The organism is Streptomyces sp. NPDC042336, assembly GCF_055581985.1.
Genome location: NZ_JBVJEA010000002.1, coordinates 668966 through 685385, shown reverse-complemented (window position 1 = coordinate 685385; position 16420 = coordinate 668966). Strand labels below are relative to the sequence as shown.

At 74.5% G+C, this 16420-nt stretch carries 18 protein-coding genes and 1 pseudogene; 12 read left to right on the top strand and 7 right to left on the bottom strand.

Annotated features, from left to right (window positions below):
• Positions 1-169: 169 nt before the first annotated feature.
• The 3 genes from ACZ6IM_RS08570 to ACZ6IM_RS08560 all read left to right on the top strand — a co-directional run bounded on the left by ACZ6IM_RS08570 (position 170) and on the right by ACZ6IM_RS08560 (position 2950).
• The gene (locus ACZ6IM_RS08570) at positions 170-709 is read left to right on the top strand and encodes a Clp protease N-terminal domain-containing protein (RefSeq protein ID WP_469555196.1); all 540 of its coding nucleotides are present in this window, start codon (positions 170-172) and stop codon (positions 707-709) included.
• A gap of 98 nt (positions 710-807) precedes the next feature.
• Positions 808-1812, top strand: a complete 1005-nt coding sequence (locus ACZ6IM_RS08565) for an EamA family transporter (RefSeq protein WP_052838808.1) — start codon at positions 808-810, stop codon at positions 1810-1812.
• A gap of 187 nt (positions 1813-1999) precedes the next feature.
• Positions 2000-2950 (top strand): DMT family transporter, encoded by a 951-nt coding sequence (locus ACZ6IM_RS08560; protein WP_052838809.1) that lies wholly within the window; start codon positions 2000-2002, stop codon positions 2948-2950.
• A 45-nt stretch (positions 2951-2995) separates the two neighbouring features.
• On the opposite strand, the gene ACZ6IM_RS08555 is transcribed toward ACZ6IM_RS08560, so the two are convergent.
• On the bottom strand, positions 2996-3682 hold the full coding sequence (locus tag ACZ6IM_RS08555) for a pyridoxamine 5'-phosphate oxidase family protein (protein WP_052838810.1): 687 nt from the start codon (positions 3680-3682) through the stop codon (positions 2996-2998).
• Positions 3683-3717: 35 nt separating this feature from the next.
• Between ACZ6IM_RS08555 and ACZ6IM_RS08550 the strand changes: the two genes are divergently transcribed.
• Positions 3718-5055 (top strand): aminotransferase class I/II-fold pyridoxal phosphate-dependent enzyme, encoded by a 1338-nt coding sequence (locus ACZ6IM_RS08550; RefSeq protein ID WP_052838811.1) that lies wholly within the window; start codon positions 3718-3720, stop codon positions 5053-5055.
• 27 nt (positions 5056-5082) lie between these two features.
• Here ACZ6IM_RS08550 and ACZ6IM_RS08545 read toward each other — a convergent pair whose 3' ends face one another.
• Positions 5083-6075 carry a DMT family transporter gene (locus tag ACZ6IM_RS08545; RefSeq protein WP_469555191.1) on the bottom strand — a complete coding sequence of 331 codons (993 nt, stop codon included), beginning with the start codon at positions 6073-6075 and terminating at the stop codon, positions 5083-5085.
• A gap of 74 nt (positions 6076-6149) precedes the next feature.
• Between ACZ6IM_RS08545 and ACZ6IM_RS08540 the strand changes: the two genes are divergently transcribed.
• Positions 6150-7085 carry a LysR family transcriptional regulator gene (locus tag ACZ6IM_RS08540; RefSeq protein ID WP_052838813.1) on the top strand — a complete coding sequence of 312 codons (936 nt, stop codon included), beginning with the start codon at positions 6150-6152 and terminating at the stop codon, positions 7083-7085.
• A 127-nt stretch (positions 7086-7212) separates the two neighbouring features.
• On the opposite strand, the gene ACZ6IM_RS08535 is transcribed toward ACZ6IM_RS08540, so the two are convergent.
• Positions 7213-7680 (bottom strand): pyridoxamine 5'-phosphate oxidase family protein, encoded by a 468-nt coding sequence (locus ACZ6IM_RS08535; protein ID WP_052838814.1) that lies wholly within the window; start codon positions 7678-7680, stop codon positions 7213-7215.
• Positions 7677-8171 carry a Rieske (2Fe-2S) protein gene (locus ACZ6IM_RS08530; RefSeq protein ID WP_052838815.1) on the bottom strand — a complete coding sequence of 165 codons (495 nt, stop codon included), beginning with the start codon at positions 8169-8171 and terminating at the stop codon, positions 7677-7679. Before ACZ6IM_RS08530 ends, ACZ6IM_RS08535 begins: the two co-directional genes overlap by 4 nt.
• A gap of 345 nt (positions 8172-8516) precedes the next feature.
• On the opposite strand from ACZ6IM_RS08530, the gene ACZ6IM_RS08525 reads away from it, so the two are divergent.
• Positions 8517-8777 (top strand): hypothetical protein, encoded by a 261-nt coding sequence (locus tag ACZ6IM_RS08525; RefSeq protein WP_052838816.1) that lies wholly within the window; start codon positions 8517-8519, stop codon positions 8775-8777.
• Between the two features lie 69 nt (positions 8778-8846).
• Here ACZ6IM_RS08525 and ACZ6IM_RS08520 read toward each other — a convergent pair whose 3' ends face one another.
• Entirely contained in the window at positions 8847-9830 is a 984-nt protein-coding gene (locus tag ACZ6IM_RS08520) for a helix-turn-helix domain-containing protein (RefSeq protein ID WP_052838817.1), read from the bottom strand.
• 172 nt (positions 9831-10002) lie between these two features.
• On the opposite strand from ACZ6IM_RS08520, the gene ACZ6IM_RS08515 reads away from it, so the two are divergent.
• Positions 10003-11415, top strand: coding sequence for an aminopeptidase P family protein (locus ACZ6IM_RS08515; RefSeq protein ID WP_052839069.1), 1413 nt, complete (start codon positions 10003-10005; stop codon positions 11413-11415).
• Between the two features lie 112 nt (positions 11416-11527).
• On the opposite strand, the pseudogene ACZ6IM_RS08510 reads toward ACZ6IM_RS08515, so the two are convergent.
• Positions 11528-11713: pseudogene (locus ACZ6IM_RS08510) on the bottom strand (helix-turn-helix domain-containing protein); the annotation flags it as partial.
• A 269-nt stretch (positions 11714-11982) separates the two neighbouring features.
• Between ACZ6IM_RS08510 and ACZ6IM_RS08505 the strand changes: the two are divergent.
• The 3 genes from ACZ6IM_RS08505 to ACZ6IM_RS08495 all read left to right on the top strand — a co-directional run bounded on the left by ACZ6IM_RS08505 (position 11983) and on the right by ACZ6IM_RS08495 (position 13758).
• Positions 11983-12207 (top strand): hypothetical protein, encoded by a 225-nt coding sequence (locus ACZ6IM_RS08505; RefSeq protein WP_469555186.1) that lies wholly within the window; start codon positions 11983-11985, stop codon positions 12205-12207.
• 415 nt (positions 12208-12622) lie between these two features.
• The gene (locus ACZ6IM_RS08500) at positions 12623-13378 is read left to right on the top strand and encodes a HipA family kinase (protein ID WP_052838818.1); all 756 of its coding nucleotides are present in this window, start codon (positions 12623-12625) and stop codon (positions 13376-13378) included.
• Complete coding sequence (locus tag ACZ6IM_RS08495; protein WP_052838819.1) at positions 13375-13758, top strand: DUF3037 domain-containing protein; 384 nt, start codon at positions 13375-13377, stop codon at positions 13756-13758. The genes ACZ6IM_RS08500 and ACZ6IM_RS08495 overlap by 4 nt, the downstream gene beginning before the upstream one ends.
• 48 nt (positions 13759-13806) lie before the next feature.
• Here ACZ6IM_RS08495 and ACZ6IM_RS08490 read toward each other — a convergent pair whose 3' ends face one another.
• Positions 13807-14586 (bottom strand): hypothetical protein, encoded by a 780-nt coding sequence (locus ACZ6IM_RS08490; protein WP_469555181.1) that lies wholly within the window; start codon positions 14584-14586, stop codon positions 13807-13809.
• A 266-nt stretch (positions 14587-14852) separates the two neighbouring features.
• On the opposite strand from ACZ6IM_RS08490, the gene fabG reads away from it, so the two are divergent.
• Complete coding sequence (fabG, locus tag ACZ6IM_RS08485; protein ID WP_052838821.1) at positions 14853-15614, top strand: 3-oxoacyl-ACP reductase FabG; 762 nt, start codon at positions 14853-14855, stop codon at positions 15612-15614.
• Positions 15615-15658: 44 nt separating this feature from the next.
• Positions 15659-16420: an SDR family oxidoreductase gene (locus ACZ6IM_RS08480; protein ID WP_052838822.1), complete on the top strand. Its 762-nt coding sequence runs from the start codon at positions 15659-15661 to the stop codon at positions 16418-16420.

Genomic DNA, 16420 nt, shown 5'->3' with positions numbered 1-16420 from the left:
GGTTGCCCCGGGGGGCGCGTGGCGAGGCGGCGTGCGCCCGGCCGGCCGGAACGGCCTGATCTCATCCGCAAGGAGGAGATTCCGACCGGGCGGGTCCACTCTGCGTGGGACGGCGAAATGCTTCCCTTCGGGGATGACCGGGCCCCGCGGGACTGATGAGCTGGGAGATGTGCAACCCCGTATCCCCCGGCAGTCGGCCGGCGAGCAAGTCGGCCGGTGGCCGGACGGCACCGACCTCGAGGCCAGCTTCAGCGCGGAACTGGCTTCGGCGGTCTCCGGCGCCCGTCGCCGGGCGGTGCGGGACGGGGACCGGCAGATCGACACGGCCCATCTGCTGCACTCGCTGCTGGAGTGCGATCCCCAGGCCCGTGACCTGCTCGGTGACGGGCCACGGATCGCCCGCGTCCTCGGCTACCTCGTGCAGCGCAGCATCGGTTACGGCCTGCGCTGGCAGAGCTCCGTCGAGGACTCCGGCGCCGTACCCGTCGTGACCGGCGCCGCCGGGTTCTCCCCGCCGGCCGCGGCGTGCCTGGAGGACGCCTGCGCCCGCGCCGCCCGGCGCGGGGCCGCCCGGGCCGGTGGCGTGGACCTGCTCGCCGCCCTGGTCGCGGACCCGCGGACGCGGGCCGCCGAGGTGCTGGCCCGTGCCGCCGTCGAACCGCACACCGTGCTCGCCCGCGTGGAGAACCATGTCGAGCCGACGCCCTGAGCCCGCGCCCGTCGCTCCCGCCACGGGCGCCACCGGGCCGTCCAGCCGGTGAGACAGGTGTCATCGGGGGTGACGGTCATGTCGACCCCTGTCATCATGTGCCGGTGCATACGTCTGACAGCGCCCGCGGCAACCGCGGCAAGGGCACCGGGCTCGGCCTGGCACTGGCCTCCGCCGTCGCCTTCGGCGGCTCCGGAGTCGCGGCCAAACCGCTGATCGAGGCCGGACTCGATCCGCTCCACGTGGTCTGGCTGAGGGTGGCCGGCGCGGCCCTGGTGATGCTGCCGCTCGCCGTGCGCCACCGCGCCCTGCTGCGCCGCCGCCCCGCGCTCGTCGCCGGATACGGCCTGTTCGCCGTGGCCGGTGTGCAGGCCTGCTACTTCGCCGCCATCTCCCGCATCCCGGTGGGCGTCGCGCTGCTCGTCGAGTACCTGGCGCCCGCCCTGGTCCTCGGCTGGGTGCGGTTCGTGCAGCGGCGGCCGGTCACGCGGGCCGCCGCGCTCGGGGTGGTCCTGGCGGTGGGCGGCCTCGCCTGCGTGGTCGAGGTCTGGGCGGGGCTGGGCTTCGACGCCCTCGGACTGCTGCTCGCCCTCGGCGCCGCCTGCTGCCAGGTCGGCTACTTCGTCCTGTCCGACCAGGGCAGCGACGCCGGCGAGGAGGCGCCCGACCCGCTCGGTGTCATCGCCTACGGCCTGCTCGTCGGCGCCGCCGTGCTCACCCTCGTCGCCCGGCCCTGGTCGATGGAGTGGTCCGTCCTGGCCGGCACCGCCCCCATGGACGGCACACCCGTCGCCGCCGCCCTGCTGCTGGCCTGGATCGTGCTCATCGCCACGGTGCTCGCCTACGTCACCGGGATCGTGGCCGTGCGCCGGCTGTCGCCGCAGGTCGCCGGGGTCGTGGCCTGCCTCGAAGCGGTCATCGCGACCGTCCTGGCCTGGGTGCTGCTCGGCGAGCACCTCTCCGCCCCGCAGATCATCGGCGGCGTCGTGGTGCTGGCCGGCGCCTTCATCGCCCAGTCCTCGACCCCGGCGAAGGGCTCCGCGGACCCGGTGGCCAGTGGAGGGCCCGAAAGGGAGTTGTCGAGCCGTGGGACGGCGACCTAGGGTGCGGATCATGCATTCCGACGCACTCGTCCTCCCGCCTCCGGCCGCCTGAGGCGGGCCCCTGTGACGAGCCCGGCGCGCTGCCGCCGGGCCGGACGGTGCTGCCCGCAGACGAAGGTCCCCGCGCCCCGGTCGTCCCGGGCCGCCCCGAACTTCCGCGCCTCGTGCGCGTCTGCGGAGAGAACTCGTGTCGAATGCCGTCTCCGGCCTGCCCGTCGGGCGTGGCCTCCTCTATCTGATCGTCGCCGGTGTCGCCTGGGGCACCGCCGGTGCCGCCGCCTCACTGGTCTACCGAGCCAGCGACATGGGACCCGTCGCCCTGTCGTTCTGGCGGTGCGCGGTGGGACTCGTCCTGCTGCTCGCCGTACGTCCGCTGCGCCCGCGGGTGCGCCCGGCCGTCCGTGAACCGTTCGCCCGCAAGGCGCTGCGGGCCCTGGTAACCGGTATCGGGCTCGCGGTGTTCCAGACCGCCTACTTCGCCGCCGTGCAGTCCACAGGGCTCGCCGTGGCCACGGTCGTCACCCTCGGTGCCGGGCCCGTGCTGATCGCCCTCGGCGCGCGCCTCGCCCTCGGTGAACACCTGGGAGCGGGCGGCACCGCGGCGGTCGTCGGCGCGCTCGCCGGGCTCGTGGTCCTCGTCCTCGGCGGCGGGGGTACGACCGTCCGCCTGCCGGGTGTCCTCCTCGCGCTGCTGTCCGCCGCCGGGTACTCGGTGATGACGCTGCTCACCCGGTGGTGGGGCCGGGACGGCGGAGCGGACGCGGCCGGCAGGTCCGTGGGGGCGTTCGCCGTCACGAGCCTCTGCCTGCTCCCGCTCGCGCTCGTCGAGGGCCTGGTGCCGCACACCGCCGAACCGGTCCGGCTCCTGTGGCTCCTCGCGTACGTCGCCGCCGTCCCGACCGCCCTCGCCTACGGGCTCTACTTCGCGGGTGCGGCCGTCGTCCGGTCCGCGACCGTCTCCGTGATCATGCTCCTGGAGCCGGTCAGCGCCGCGGCGCTCGCCGTCCTGCTGCTCGGCGAGCACCTCACGGCGGCGACCCTGGCCGGCACGCTGCTGATGCTCGGCTCGGTCGCGGGGCTCGCGGTGGCGGAGACCCGGGCGGCGCGGGAGGCGCGGACCCGGCCCTCGCCGGCGTGACGCCGGGCCCTGCGGCGGGCCCCATGCCTCCTCGGCCGGCCGGTGTCACCCGGCCGGCAGGTAGTCGGGCAGCGCCGTGCCGGGTGCCAGGGCCGGATCGGCGACCGGAGCCTCGTACCCCTTGCGCAGCGGGACGAGACCGGCCCAGTGCGGGAGGGCGAGGTCCTCCGGTTCGTCGTTCACCCCGCCGGTGCGGAGCTTGGCGGAGACCTCGTCCAGGTCGAGGCGGATCACGGCGGTGGCGGCCAGCTCCTTCTTGTTGGCCGGCCGCGAGTCGTGGGAGCGGCCCGGGACGACGTGGTCGACCAGGGCGTCCAGGGCCGTGCGCCGCTCCTCGGGGTCCGTCACCTCGTACGCGGTGCCGTGCACCACCACCGACCGGTAGTTGATCGAGTGGTGGAACGCCGAGCGGGCCAGCACCAGCGCGTCGACGTGCGTCACCGTCAGGCAGACCGGCAGCCCCGGGTCGGCGGCGCCCGTCATCCGCAGCGGGCGCGAGCCCGTCGAGCCGTGCACGTACAGCCGCTCGCCCACCCGGCCGTACAGCGTCGGCAGGACCACCGGGGCGCCGTCGCGGACGAAGCCGAGGTGGCAGACGTACCCCTCGTCGAGTATCGAGTGCACCAGCTCCTTGTCGTACGCCGCCCGGCCGGGGGAGCGGGTGGGGACGGTGCGGTCGGTGGGCGGGTAGGTGTCGGTGGGCCGCGACGGCGTCCCCGTGGTCCCCTGCATGGCGCTCTCCATTGCACTAGTGCATAATAGTCTTTGTGCTAGGAGAGTATCGGATCACAGGGCGGGGCGCAGCGGAGATTTCCGCGAGCGTCGAGCGGGCGGTGGGCTCGGGAGAGCTGCAACCGGGGCAACCCCTGCCGCCGATGCGGGAGTTGGCGCAGCGGCTCGGGGTCAACCCGAACACCGTCGCCGCCGCCTACCGCACCCTGCGTGAACGCGGGGTCATCGAGACGGCCGGGCGGCGGGGCAGCCGGGTGCGCGCCAAGCCCGCCACCACCGGGCGGGAGTTCATCCGCGTCGACGTGCCCGAGGGCGTGCGCGACGTGTCCGACGGCAATCCGGACCCGGCGCTGCTGCCCGCGCTGGGCCCGGTCTTCGCCGCGGCGGCAGGACAGGGCGACCGCGAACCGGTGCTGTACGGGCACGCGCCCGTGGACCCGGAACTGGCCCGCGTCGCCCGCGCAGAACTGGACGCCGACGGTGTGCCGGACGGGCCGGTGGCGGTGACGTCCGGATCGCTGGACGCGATGGAGCGGGTCCTCGCGGCGCACCTCAAGCCCGGTGACGCCGTCGCCGTCGAGGACCCCGGCTGGGGCAGCCTCCTGGACCTGGTGCCCGCGCTCGGCCTGCGCACGGTCCCCGTAGGGGTCGACGACCAGGGACCACTGCCCGAGGACGTACGCCGGGTCCTCGCGGCCGGCGCCCGCGCCCTGGTCGTCACGGACCGCGCGCAGAACCCGACGGGCGCCGCGGTGGGCCCGGCGCGCGCGCGTGCCCTGCGGTCCGTCCTGCGCGACCACCCCGGCACGCTCCTCATCGAGGACGACCACGGCCACGGCATCGTCGACCTCCCGTTGCACCCGCTCGCCGGCACGACCCGGAGCTGGGCCTTCGTCCGCTCCGCCGCCAAGGCCTGCGGACCCGACCTGCGGCTCGCCGTGCTCACCGGAGATTCCGTCACCCTCGACCGGGTACGGGGGCGGCAGCGGCTCGGGCCCGGCTGGGTCAGCCGCATCACCCAGCGGGCCGTGGCCGGGCTGTGGGCCGACGGCGCGGTGGACACCCGCGCGGTGGCGGGGGTGTACGGGCGACGCAGGGACGCGCTCCTCGGCGCCCTGGCCGAGCACGGGGTCGCCGGGCACGGCCGCAGCGGCATGAACGTGTGGATCCCGGTGCCGGACGAGACCGGGGCCGTCGCCCGGCTCCTGCACGCCGGCTGGGCCGTGGCCCCTGGCGCCCGCTTCCGCCTGAGCGCGCCGCCCGGCATCCGGATCACCGTCTCGACGCTGGGCGAGGAGGACGCCGGGCCGCTGGCGGCCGCGGTCGCGTCGGCGGTCGGGCCGGGCGCGGGGCCGCCACGGAGCTACGTCTGAGCGGCCCCGGCCCTCAGGCCCCGGACCTCAGACCCGCGCCCCTTGGCGTACCCCCGGCGGCGACGCCTGGGGCGGCGGTGCGGGCGTGCTTCCGCCGCGGCCGGTCCTGGGGCGGGACTGGGTCAGTGCCGCCCCGGCGAGGACGACGGCCGCGCCGACCGGGGTCGACCAGGACAGCGACTCGCCGAGCAGCGCGACGCCCGCGGCCGTGGCGATGACCGGAGTGAAGTACGTGACCATCTGCGCCGTCGTCGGGCCGACCTCGGCGACCAGGTCGTACTGGATCAGGAAGGCGAGCCCGGTGCCGAGGATGCCCAGGGCCGCGACCGCCAGCACGGGGAGCACCGGGAAGCCGGTCGGCACCGAGGTGAACACCGGCGTCACGACGGCCAGTTGCAGTGTGGCCAGACCCAGCTGGGTGCCGGTCAGCGAGAGGTGGGAGTGGCTGGAGCCGGCCAGGGCGCGGCGGACGTAGATCCAGCCGACCGGGTAGCTGAGCGAGGCCAGCAGGGCCAGCGCCGTGCCCGTGAGGTCGAGGCCGTGGAAGCCCTGCCAGACGCCCAGCACCGTCAGGACGCCGAGGAAGCCGATGCCGAGACCGGCCACGCGGCGCCGTGTCGGGCGGTCCTCGGACAGGGCGACCAGCGACAGGGCCATGCCCCACAGCGGCGAGGTCGCGTTGCAGATGCCCGCGAGCGACGACGGGATCGTCAGCTCCGAGAAGGCGAACAGGGAGAACGGCAGCGCGTTGAGGAGGAAACCGGCGACCGCCAGATGCACCCACGTCCACGCCCCGCGCGGGAGTCGCTCCCGCTTCACCGCCATCGCCGCGGCGACCACCGCCGTGCCGAACGCCAGCCGTCCGAGAGTGACCTGGAACGGGGCGAAGCTCTCGGTGCCCACCTTCATGAAGAGGAAGCTGAAACCCCAGACGAGGGAGAGGAACCCGAAGCGCAGCCGCCAGTCGAGGACGCGGCGGGCCGGGGAGGAGACGGAGGGGGACGGGACGCTGCTGCTCATGCAGGCAACGATGAGGCAGTCCTTCTCGTAGCACAATCGAGATTTCGCACGGGGTACCTCGTAGTATTGCTTACATGTTGAACCTGGAGCGCCTGCGGACCCTCGACGCCCTCGCCCGGCACGGATCGGTCAGCGGCGCCGCCGCCGGCCTGCACATCACCACCTCGGCCGTCTCCCAGCAGATGGCCAAGCTGGAGCGCGAGGCCGGCCAGCGGCTCCTCGCCAAGAACGGGCGGGGCGTGCGCCTCACCGACGCCGGCCGGCTGCTCGCCGAGCACGCGGCCCGCATCCTCTCCCAGGTCGAGCTGGCCCAGGCCGACCTGGAGGCACAGCGCGGCCAGGTGGCGGGCGAACTGAGGCTCTCCGCGTTCCCGACGGCCGCCCGGGGGCTCTTCCCCGCCGCGCTGGCCGCCCTGCGCGCCGAGCACCCCGCGCTGCGCATCCGCTCCTCGGAGCTGGAGCCGGAGCGCGGCATCAACGGCGTGGTGCGCGGCGACCTGGACCTGGCCGTCGTGCTCGACTGGTACAACAAGCCGATGCCGCTGCCCGACGGCCTGGTCAAGGCGCCGCTCCTGGACGACCCCGCCGATGTCGCCATGCCCGTCGGCCACCGGCTCGCCGGGCGGGACGAGGTGGACCTCGCCGAGTTCGCCGAGGACGAGTGGATCACCTGGGGCGAGGGCGAGTTCTGCCACGAGTGGCTGATGTTCACGCTGCGTTCGAAGGGCATCGAGCCGATCGTCGGCCATCGCGCCGCCGAGACCCACACCCAGCTCGGGCTGGTCGCGGCGGGGCTCGGCGTGTGCATCGCACCCCTGCTCGGACGCCATCCGATGCCCGCCGCGGTGGTCACCGCGCCGCTGAAGCAGCGGGTGCGCCGGCACGTGTACGTGGTCTGGCGCGCGGACGCCGACCGCCGCCCGTCGATCCGCGCGGCGGTGGACGCGCTGCGGGCGACGGCGCGGGAGGTGGGCGAGGCGGGGTCGGCGACCGCGCGGGGGAGCGGCTGACGGAGTGAGCGGCCGGACGGGCGCCGCCGGGCCCGCCTCTCGGGGTGGGGCGCCGCCGGGCCCGCCTCTCGGGGTGGGGCGCCGCCGGGCCCGCCTCTCGGGGTGGGGCGCCGCCGGGCCCGCCCGGCTACCCGGACGCCAGTTTGCGGAAGTCCCAGGAGACGACCTTCTCCGGCGTCAGCCGCAGCCAGGCGTGCCGGCCGTCGTGCGGCATCTCCTGGAGGCCGAAGTTCTTGCGGGCGAACAGCGTCTCCGGGAAGTCGAGTTCGGCGCACAGCTCGCCGGTGCGCGGCGCCTCGCCCACGAACTCCATCCGGCCGGACAGCTCCACGCCCCGCAACTCGTCGTACTCCTCACCGGCGTCGACGACGATCGCCACCCGCGGATCGCGCCGCAGATCCGTCCAGCGCCGGCTGCGCACCACCGAGTACAGCCACATCGAGGCACCGTCCCAGGCGAACCAGAGCGTGCTCACGTGCGGGGCGCCATCGGCCGAGACCGTGGCGACCCGGCAGGTGCGCTGGGTGGTGAGGAACGCCTCCAGTTCGCCGGGGGTCATCATGATCCTGCGCCCCCGGCGCTGCGCCACGGTCATCCGGCCAGCCGGATCGAGTCCCCGCTGACCGTGATCTGCACGGCGGGCAGCGGCTTGGGTGCGGGACCGCCCTGCACACTGCCGTCGGTGATCGAGAAACTGCTGTTGTGGCAGGGGCAGTTGATGAGGCCGTCGGCCACGCTCTTCACGGCGCAGCCCTGATGGGGGCAGGTGGCGGAGAACGCCTTGAAGTCGCCCGCCGTGGGCTGGGTCACCACCACCTTCTGGTCGGGGAAGACCTTCCCACCGCCCTCGGGGATGTCCGCCGTCGCCGCGAGGGCGGCCCCGGCCCCCGCGTTCTCGCCGCCGCCCGAACCGCCGCCCGCCTCCTGGGAGGGGCTGCCGGAGGGAGCGGTGCCGGTGTCGCCGGACCCGTCGTCGTCCGAGCCCCCGCAGGCGGCCAGCACGGCGGTGAGCCCCGCCGCCCCGGCCGCCGCCACGACGGTGCGACGGGCCGGTCCCGCCGCGGGATGAAACGATGCGCTGGTCATGCTGGGGTCCCTTCCATGGTGGACGCGTGATGATCTGCCGAGAGGTACGGTCCCGCGGGACGTGGTGTTCAGAGCCGGCGGCCGTCCGATGCCGGCCGCCGCCGGGCGACTCCGTGCGGAACTCCGGGAGTCGTACCGGGCGCCGCGGTTATTTGCGTGTCCGTGCCGGTGGCACCCGGACAGGCGCGCGCCGGGCCGGTGCCTGGGTTCCCTTCCACGGGACACCGTCGCACCGATCCGCACCCCCGGGGGCGTGCACGGCGCGAAAGGTGACTCGAACCCTGGCTTGTCATGCGCACCACATCCTCACGGAGACGCCCGTGAAGCTCATGAAGTCCGACGCCCGTGCCGTACGGGGGGCTGCTCGCCGCCGGTGCCGCGTCCGCGCTGCTCGTGGGCGCCGCGGCCACCAGCGGAGCAGCGGCCCCCGTACCGCCCGGCGACGGTGCCCACGTCGTCGGTGCCGACCGCGCCGGAGCGGTCGAGGGCTCCTACATCGTCACCCTCGAGAACGACGTCGCCCGAGCCGGCATACCCGCCTCGGCCAAGGCGCTGGCCAAGCGCCACGGGGGCAGCCTGCGCCACACCTACCCGCTCCAGTTCTGAGCCGTCCGCCGTCACGGCGATGGCCGCCCGCGGGAACACGCGGGCGGCCATCGCCGGCCTGGGACGGGTTCACAGCCAGCCCGAGCGCTGGGCCTGCAGGGCCAGCTGGAAGCGGTTCGCGGCGCCGAGCCGGGCCATGAGGACCTGGAGACGGCGGAACAGCGTACGGCGGCTGATGCCCAGCTCGCGGGCGGCGACCTCGTCGGTCGCGCCGCCGGCCAGCAGCCGCAGCAGGCGCCGGTCGGCCGGCGGGAGCCCGGCGGGGCGGGACGCGAGACCGTGCAGCGGGACGGCGTCGCGCCAGGTCTGCTCGAACAGGGCCGTCAGCGCGGAGAGCAGTCCGCAGGGCTGCACCACCAGCATGGTGTTGTGCACGTCGGCGTCCTTGATCGACAACGACACCAGCGCGTACGCCTCGTCGATGATCAGCAGCTTGACCGGCACCGACGGCAGCACCCTGGCCTGCTCACCCGCCTCGATACAGGGCTCGATGACGTCCTCCAGCTGGCCGGGCCGCTCCAGTGCCTCGCGCGCGTAGACGACACGCTGCGTCACCCCGCGGGCCAGCGTCGCGAGCGCGTCGTCGGTCGCGCCCGCAAGGTGGACGTAGGGCGGGGACTCGAACTGCCGGATCTGCTCGCGGGCACTGGTCCACGCCTGACGCATCCGCGGGCCGACGTCCTCCCCGGTGACGACCTCGACGAGGCCGTCGTTGTAGGCGGCGAGCCGCCGGCGCCGGAACGACTCGAAGGCGCCCCCGACGGCGATGCGCGACTCCTCCAGCTCTGCCGCCCGGTGCCGGGCGAGCACCTCCAGACCCGCCGCGGGCGGCACCGGGGCCACCACGTCCCCGTCCCCGGCCGCGGCACTGGCCAGACCGGTGTCCGCCAGGGCGGCATACGCCGCGGTGAGCCGGTCCCCGCTCAGGCCGGTGGCCGCGCCGATCGCTTCCAGCGGCGCGGGCGAGAGCTCCAGCAGGGCCAGATACACCCGGCAGGCCGTGGGGTCGAGCCCCAGCACGCGGAGGGACTCGCCGAGCTTCTCGTTCGCCATGAGGCGATTATCGGCCAGGCCCCTCCCGCGGTGGCAGATCGGTGCCACTGGCACTCCTGGGCCCCGCGGCCCGTCCCGGGGCGGTACCGTCCGGGCCGCCGCGGGGCACGGACCCGCGGCGGAGGGGCCATGTATGGGCCCCTCCGCAGCCCAACGGAAGAAGGTGCACGACGTGGCGAACCGTCGGAAGAACAGCCTGTACCCGAAGCTCTCGGCGGAGCTGTCCGCCCTGATGCGCACGGGCTGGGCGGACACGGAGCGGCACGACCTCACGCCCGCCGAACAGGCCCCCTACGCGGCCCGGCGCCGTGCCGCGCTCTCCGCACGGTTCCCCGGCGAACGGCTGGTGGTCCCCTCGGGCAACCTCAAGGTCCGCTCCAACGACGACACCTACCCCTTCCGGCCATACTCCGGCTACGTGCACATGACCGGTCACCAGGCCCGGGACGGAGCCCTGGTGCTCGAACCCCGCGCGGACGGCGGACACGACGCCTACTGCTACCAACTGCCCCGGGACAGCCGGAACGACGACGAGTTCTGGACCGGCGCCCACGCCGAACTGTGGACCGGCCGGCGCCGCTCGCTGGCCGAGTCGGAGCGCGTGCTCGGCCTGCCGTGCCGGGACGTGCGCACCGCGGCCGCCGACCTGGCCGCCACTCCTGACGCGCGGACCCGGATCGTGCGCGGGGTCGACCCCGCCCTGGAGGCCGCCGTCACCACCGACGCCGGGCGCGACGCCGAACTGGAGGACGCGCTGAGCGACCTGCGCCTGGTCAAGGACGCCTGGGAAATCGGGGAGTTGCGCAAGGCGGTGGACTCCACGGTGCGCGGCTTCACCGACGTCGTGGGCGAGTTGTCCCGGGCCGTCGCCTCGTCGGAGCGCTGGCTGGAGGGCACCTTCTTCCGCCGGGCACGCCTGGAGGGCAACGCGGTGGGCTACGGCACGATCTGCGCCGCCGGAGAGCACGCCACGATCATGCACTGGACGGACAACGACGGCCCGGTCCGCCCGGGGGACCTGCTGCTCCTGGACGCCGGTGTCGAGACGCGCTCCCTCTACACCGCCGACGTCACCCGCACCCTGCCGATCAGCGGCACCTTCACACCCCTGCAGCGCCAGGTCTACGACGCGGTGTACGAGGCCCAGGAGGCGGGGATCGCGACCGTCAAGCCGGGTGCCGCCTACCGCGACTTCCACGAGGCGGCCCAACGCCACCTGACGGCGCGGCTGGTGGAGTGGGGCTTCATCGAGGGCCCCGTCGAGCGGGCCTACGAGCTGGGTCTGCAGCGCCGCTTCACCATGGCCGGCACCGGTCACATGCTGGGCCTGGACGTCCACGACTGCGCGCGGGCCCGCACGCAGGAGTACGTGGAGGGCCGGCTGGAGCCGGGCATGTGCCTGACCGTCGAACCGGGCCTGTACTTCCAGGCGGACGACCTGACCGTGCCCGAGGAGTGGCGCGGCATCGGCGTCCGGATCGAGGACGACCTGATCGTCACCGAGGACGGCCACGAGAACCTGTCGGCGGGCCTGCCCCGCACCGCGGACGAGGTCGAGGCCTGGATGGCCCGCTTCGCGGGCTGAGCCCGCGGACGAACTCCACACCTCGAGGAGGACCGCCGCTCCCCTCCCGCACCGTGACGGACGCGGAGGAGAACGAGGACGAGTCCGGGGCCGGGGTCTGGGACGTGGGCAGGAGGTCGCGGCGGGACAGGGCGTCCGTCTTCCGTAGGGCGCGGGCGACATGCTGTTCCACCGTCCGGGGCGACAGGTGCAGCACCACCGCGATCTCACGGTTCATCAGGCCGCGGGCGGCCGGCTCCGCCACCTCACGCTCCCTGGGGGAGAGCCGGTCGTCGAAGGCGGGGCGGCCCGGCCGGCGGACCTCCGGGGGCTGGTGCGCGAGGCGGCCCGGCGCACCCGGTCCACTCCCCAGGCGCGCAGCCGGTGCCGGAAGACCGCGAGACCGGGAGGACAGGAGACGGCCGGCGCGCCCAGCGGCAGACCGCCGGTGCCCCACTCCTCGGGGCGGTAGGCCACCACGGCCGCCAGCCCCTCGCCAGGCGTTCCACGTCCGGCGAGGGGCCCGGGAACGCCCCGCCGGGAAGTGTGACGACGGCCCAGTAACGGGACCCGGCGGGAGTGCGCTCGGTGCGTGCCGTGCAGTGGGCGTCGACCAGGGCGAGACCCCAGCCGTCCTCGTCGCGGGCTTCGGCAGGCGCGGGCGGACGGCGCGGCGCCGCCGAGCACTTCGCGTACGTCGACGATGAGCTGGTCGCCCTCCACGTCGACGCCGACCGCGAGCCGTCCGTCCGGTCCTCCGGCCGCGCGCCGCACGGCGCGGGCGAGCAACTCGCCGCAGACCACCGTGAGTGACCAGGAGGAGTCGTCGTCCAGGCAAAGGCCCCAGGAGAGCAGCGTCGCCCCGACACGGCGGCGGCCCTCGCGCACGGCCGAGGGCGCCGCGGGGAGCAGGAGGGACGCCGCTCGCGACGCCGCGGGACACGGATCGAAGACCGAGTTGGCCAAGGCAGGCTCCTGGTGCGGTGAACGGCGGGAAGGGGGCACGCGCGGGGGCGGCGTGGGCCGGTGTCGGCAACCCAGGGAGCGCGGCCACCACGCGTACATCCGGGCACGGGTGCTACGGATACGCGAGAAACAGGTTCCCGGAGGGCGTCGGTCCGGGCCCGTCTCGCCGACGGTCACCCCCGGTCACTATGCTCACTCCATGCCTGGGGGGAAGCCTCCCCGCGGGGACGGTCATGGCTGAAGAGACGGGTGGCCCGCACAAGTGTTGAGAGAGGTCCTCGCGACCCGCTACATCACGCCGCTGCGTGAGGGCGGCTCGCTGCCGGGACTCGTCGAGGCCGACGACCTCGGGACCTACGTCCTGAAGTTCACCGGCGCGGGCCAGGGCCGCAAGACGCTCGTCGCCGAGGTGGTCTGCGGCGAACTCGCCCGCCGGCTGGGCTTCCGGGTGCCGCGGCTGGTGACCGTCGACCTCGATCCGGTGCTCGGGCTCGGCGAACCCGACCAGCAGGTGCAGGAACTGCTCAAGTCCAGCGGCGGCACCAACCTCGGCATGGACTTCCTCTCCGGCGCGCTCGGCTTCGACCCGCTCGCCTTCGAGGTGAGCGCGCGGGAGGCCGGACGGATCGTCTGGTTCGACGCGCTGGTCAACAACGTCGACCGCTCCTGGCGCAACCCCAACCTGCTGCGCCTGCGCGGCGAGACGTGGCTCATCGACCACGGCGCCACCATGATCTGGCACCACAACTGGCCCGGCGCCGAGGCGTCCGCCGCCCGCCCCTACGACGCCTCCGACCACGCCCTGGCGCGCTTCGCCCCGGACGTCCGCTCGGCCGCCGCCGCGCTCGCGCCGCTGGTCACCGAGGAACTCCTCGCCGAGGTCACCGCCGAGATCCCGGACGTGTGGCTGCGAGACGAACCCGGCTTCGCCACCCCCGACGACCTCCGCCGTGCCTACGCCGGGCCCCTGCTCGCGCGGGCCGCCACGATCCACGAACGCGTCCAGGGGGTGCGGTGAGCGACCGCCACGTCTTCGAGTACGCGCTGCTGCGCGTCGTGCCGCGCGTGGAGCGCGGGGAGTGCGTCAACGCCGGCGTGCTCGTCTACTGCCGCGCCCGGTCCTACGTCGGCGCCCGCACCCACCTCGACGAGGGGCGGCTGCTGGCGCTGGACCCGCGGGTGGACCTGCCGGGGGTGCGCGCGGCGCTGCGCGCCGTGGAGGGGGTGTGCGCCGGAGGGGACGCGGCCGGCCAGGCGGCCGAGGACGATCCCGGCCGCCGGTTCCGCTGGCTGATCGCGCCCCGGTCGACCATCGTCCAGCCGGGCCCCGTCCACACCGGCCTCACGGCCGATCCGGCGGCCGAGGCGGAACGGCTCCTCGGCCTGCTGGTGCGGTAGGGGCGGGGCCCGCCCGGACGATCGGGCGCCTGCGGCCCGGGGCGTGCCTCAGGCGCGTCGGCGGCGCCTGATCACGCAGCCCGCCGCGAGCGCGGCGCCGGTGACGAAGCTCAGGCCGATGCCGATGTCCCAGTCGCTGGGCCCGGTGCCCGAGGCGCCGCCCAGGCCGCCCTGCGTACCGAGGGTCGGCGTCACGGCGGGGGAGGTGACGGGCGCCGGTGTGGTCACGACCGGGGCGGGCGCCGTGGTGGCCGGACGCGGCACGGAGGTGGCGGAGATCGTCGGGAGCTGGTCCCGGTCGGCGTGTGCCGCGCCGCCCGCGCCGTCGTCCTCCCGGACCTCACGGATTCCGCCCTGGTCGAAGGGGCCCTGGCCGCCGAAGTCCGACTGCCCTGGCCGGCTCTGGTCGGTCCGGCCCTCGCCGGGCCGGCCCTGGCCGAGTCCGCTCCCACCGAGTCCGCCCCCACCGAGTCCGCCCGCGCCGGAGCCGTTCTCGTCCGGCCGGCCCTGGCCCGCTCCGCTTCCGTCGGGCAGACCCCCGTCGAGTCGCCCGCCGCCGACTCCGCCCCCGTCGAGTCGGCCGTCATCGGGCCGGCCCTCCTCCAGTGGGGCCCCGTCGGACGGGCCTTCGGACACTTCGTCGGGGCACGACGGGTCCGGGGCGCCCGGGTCCTCGTCGAGCCCGATCGGTACCGCTTCCTGATAGGTGAAGCTCCGGCACTCCGGCTCCAGGTTCGATTCGAGGTCCTGGGCGGGTGCGGGGTGGGCCAGCGGCACGATCGCGGCGATCGCGACGGCTATGCCTGCTGCACCGGTACGACGGCGCATGGACGCCTCCTTTCCGGCCACGAGTGGCTCGCGGTTCGACGCTAGGGGTCCGGCGGCCGGGCGGCCCGCAGCGCTGGGCCGATCGGGCGACCGGGGCGGAGCGGCACACCGGGAGGGCCAGGTAATGGATCACACCGTGCCGGTGTCCCGTTGACACCGGGTGCCAGGGCTTCTAGCGTCACGTCTGCGGAAGGTACTAAGCGGTCGCTCACCCGAGGGCGCACGCTCCGCACGGGCCGCATCACCAGGACGAGGAGAAGCAGCGAATGTCCACCACTGAGCAGCGGGTCGCCGTAGTCACCGGAGCCGCGCGCGGCATCGGTGCCGCCACCGCCGTACGACTGGCCGCCGAGGGCCGCGCCGTCGCCGTCATCGACCTCGACGAGGCCGCCTGCAAGGACACCGTGGAGAAGATCACGGCGGCCGGCGGCAAGGCGATCGCGGTCGGCTGCGACGTCTCCGACGAGACGCAGGTCGAGGCGGCCGTAGCGCGGATCGCCGAGGAGCTGGGCGCGCCGACCATCCTCGTCAACAACGCGGGCGTGCTGCGCGACAACCTGCTGTTCAAGATGAGCGTCTCCGACTGGGACACCGTCATGAACGTGCACCTGCGCGGCGCCTTCCTGATGTCGAAGGCCTGCCAGAAGCACATGGTGGACGCCAAGTTCGGGCGGATCGTCAACCTCTCCTCCTCCTCCGCCCTCGGCAACCGCGGCCAGGTCAACTACTCCGCCGCCAAGGCCGGTCTCCAGGGCTTCACCAAGACCCTCGCCAAGGAACTGGGCAAGTTCGGCGTCACCGCCAACGCCGTCGCCCCCGGCTTCATCGCCACCGAGATGACCAAGGCGACCGCCGACCGCGTCGGCATGGGCTTCGACGACTTCAAGGCCGCCGCCGCCACCCAGATCCCGGTCGCGCGCGTCGGCGAGCCCGACGACATCGCCAACGCCATCGCCTTCTTCACCGGCGAGGCCGCCGGCTTCGTCTCCGGCCAGGTGCTGTACGTGGCCGGCGGGCCGCTCGACTAGGGCGCGCGGAGACCAGGGAACACCGGGATTAGGGACCACTGAACATGACTGAACTCCCCGCCCTCTCCGGCAAGGTCGCGCTCGTCACGGGCGCCAGCCGCGGCATCGGCTACGGCGTCGCCGAGGCGCTCGTCGCGCGCGGCGACCGGGTCTGCATCACCGGCCGCAACGAGGACGCGCTGAAGGAGGCCGTCGACCGGCTCGGCTCCGACCGGGTCATCGGCGTCGCCGGCAAGGCGCACGACGAGGCCCACCAGGCCGTCGCCGTCGAGCGCGTGATGGAGGCCTTCGGCCGCGTCGACTTCCTCGTCAACAACGCCGGAACCAACCCGGTGTTCGGCCCGATCGCCGATCTCGACCTGAACGTGGCGCGCAAGGTCTTCGAGACCAACGTGATCTCGGCGCTCGGGTTCGCCCAGCGCACCTGGCACGCCTGGCAGAAGGACAACGGCGGTGCGATCGTCAACATCGCCTCCGTCGCGGGCCTGTCGCCCTCGCCCTTCATCGCCGCGTACGGCGTCAGCAAGGCGGCGCTGATCAACCTCACCGCGCAGCTGGCGCACGAGTTCGCGCCGAAGGTGCGGGTCAACGCGATCGCCCCGGCGGTCGTGAAGACCAAGTTCGCCGCCGCCCTGTACGAGGGCCGCGAGGAGGAGGCCGCCTCGGGCTACCCGCTGGGCCGGCTCGGCGTGCCCTCCGACATCGGGGGCGCCGCCGAGTTCCTCACCTCGGAGCAGTCCGCGTGGGTCACCGGTCAGACGCTCGTCGTCGACGGCGGCATCTTCCTCAACGCCGGCGTGGCCTGA

Excerpts from the sequence above, each read along its gene's own strand:
- ACZ6IM_RS08555 (WP_052838810.1), bottom strand. The coding sequence starts at position 3,682 with ATGCAGGGGACCACGGGGACGCCGTCGCGGCCCACCGACACCTACCCG.
- ACZ6IM_RS08545 (WP_469555191.1), bottom strand. The coding sequence starts at position 6,075 with ATGAGCAGCAGCGTCCCGTCCCCCTCCGTCTCCTCCCCGGCCCGCCGC.
- ACZ6IM_RS08540 (WP_052838813.1), top strand. The coding sequence starts at position 6,150 with ATGTTGAACCTGGAGCGCCTGCGGACCCTCGACGCCCTCGCCCGGCAC.
- ACZ6IM_RS08535 (WP_052838814.1), bottom strand. The coding sequence starts at position 7,680 with ATGACCGTGGCGCAGCGCCGGGGGCGCAGGATCATGATGACCCCCGGC.
- ACZ6IM_RS08530 (WP_052838815.1), bottom strand. The coding sequence starts at position 8,171 with ATGACCAGCGCATCGTTTCATCCCGCGGCGGGACCGGCCCGTCGCACC.
- ACZ6IM_RS08520 (WP_052838817.1), bottom strand. The coding sequence starts at position 9,830 with ATGGCGAACGAGAAGCTCGGCGAGTCCCTCCGCGTGCTGGGGCTCGAC.
- ACZ6IM_RS08490 (WP_469555181.1), bottom strand. The coding sequence starts at position 14,586 with ATGCGCCGTCGTACCGGTGCAGCAGGCATAGCCGTCGCGATCGCCGCG.
- fabG (WP_052838821.1), top strand. The coding sequence starts at position 14,853 with ATGTCCACCACTGAGCAGCGGGTCGCCGTAGTCACCGGAGCCGCGCGC.
- ACZ6IM_RS08480 (WP_052838822.1), top strand. The coding sequence starts at position 15,659 with ATGACTGAACTCCCCGCCCTCTCCGGCAAGGTCGCGCTCGTCACGGGC.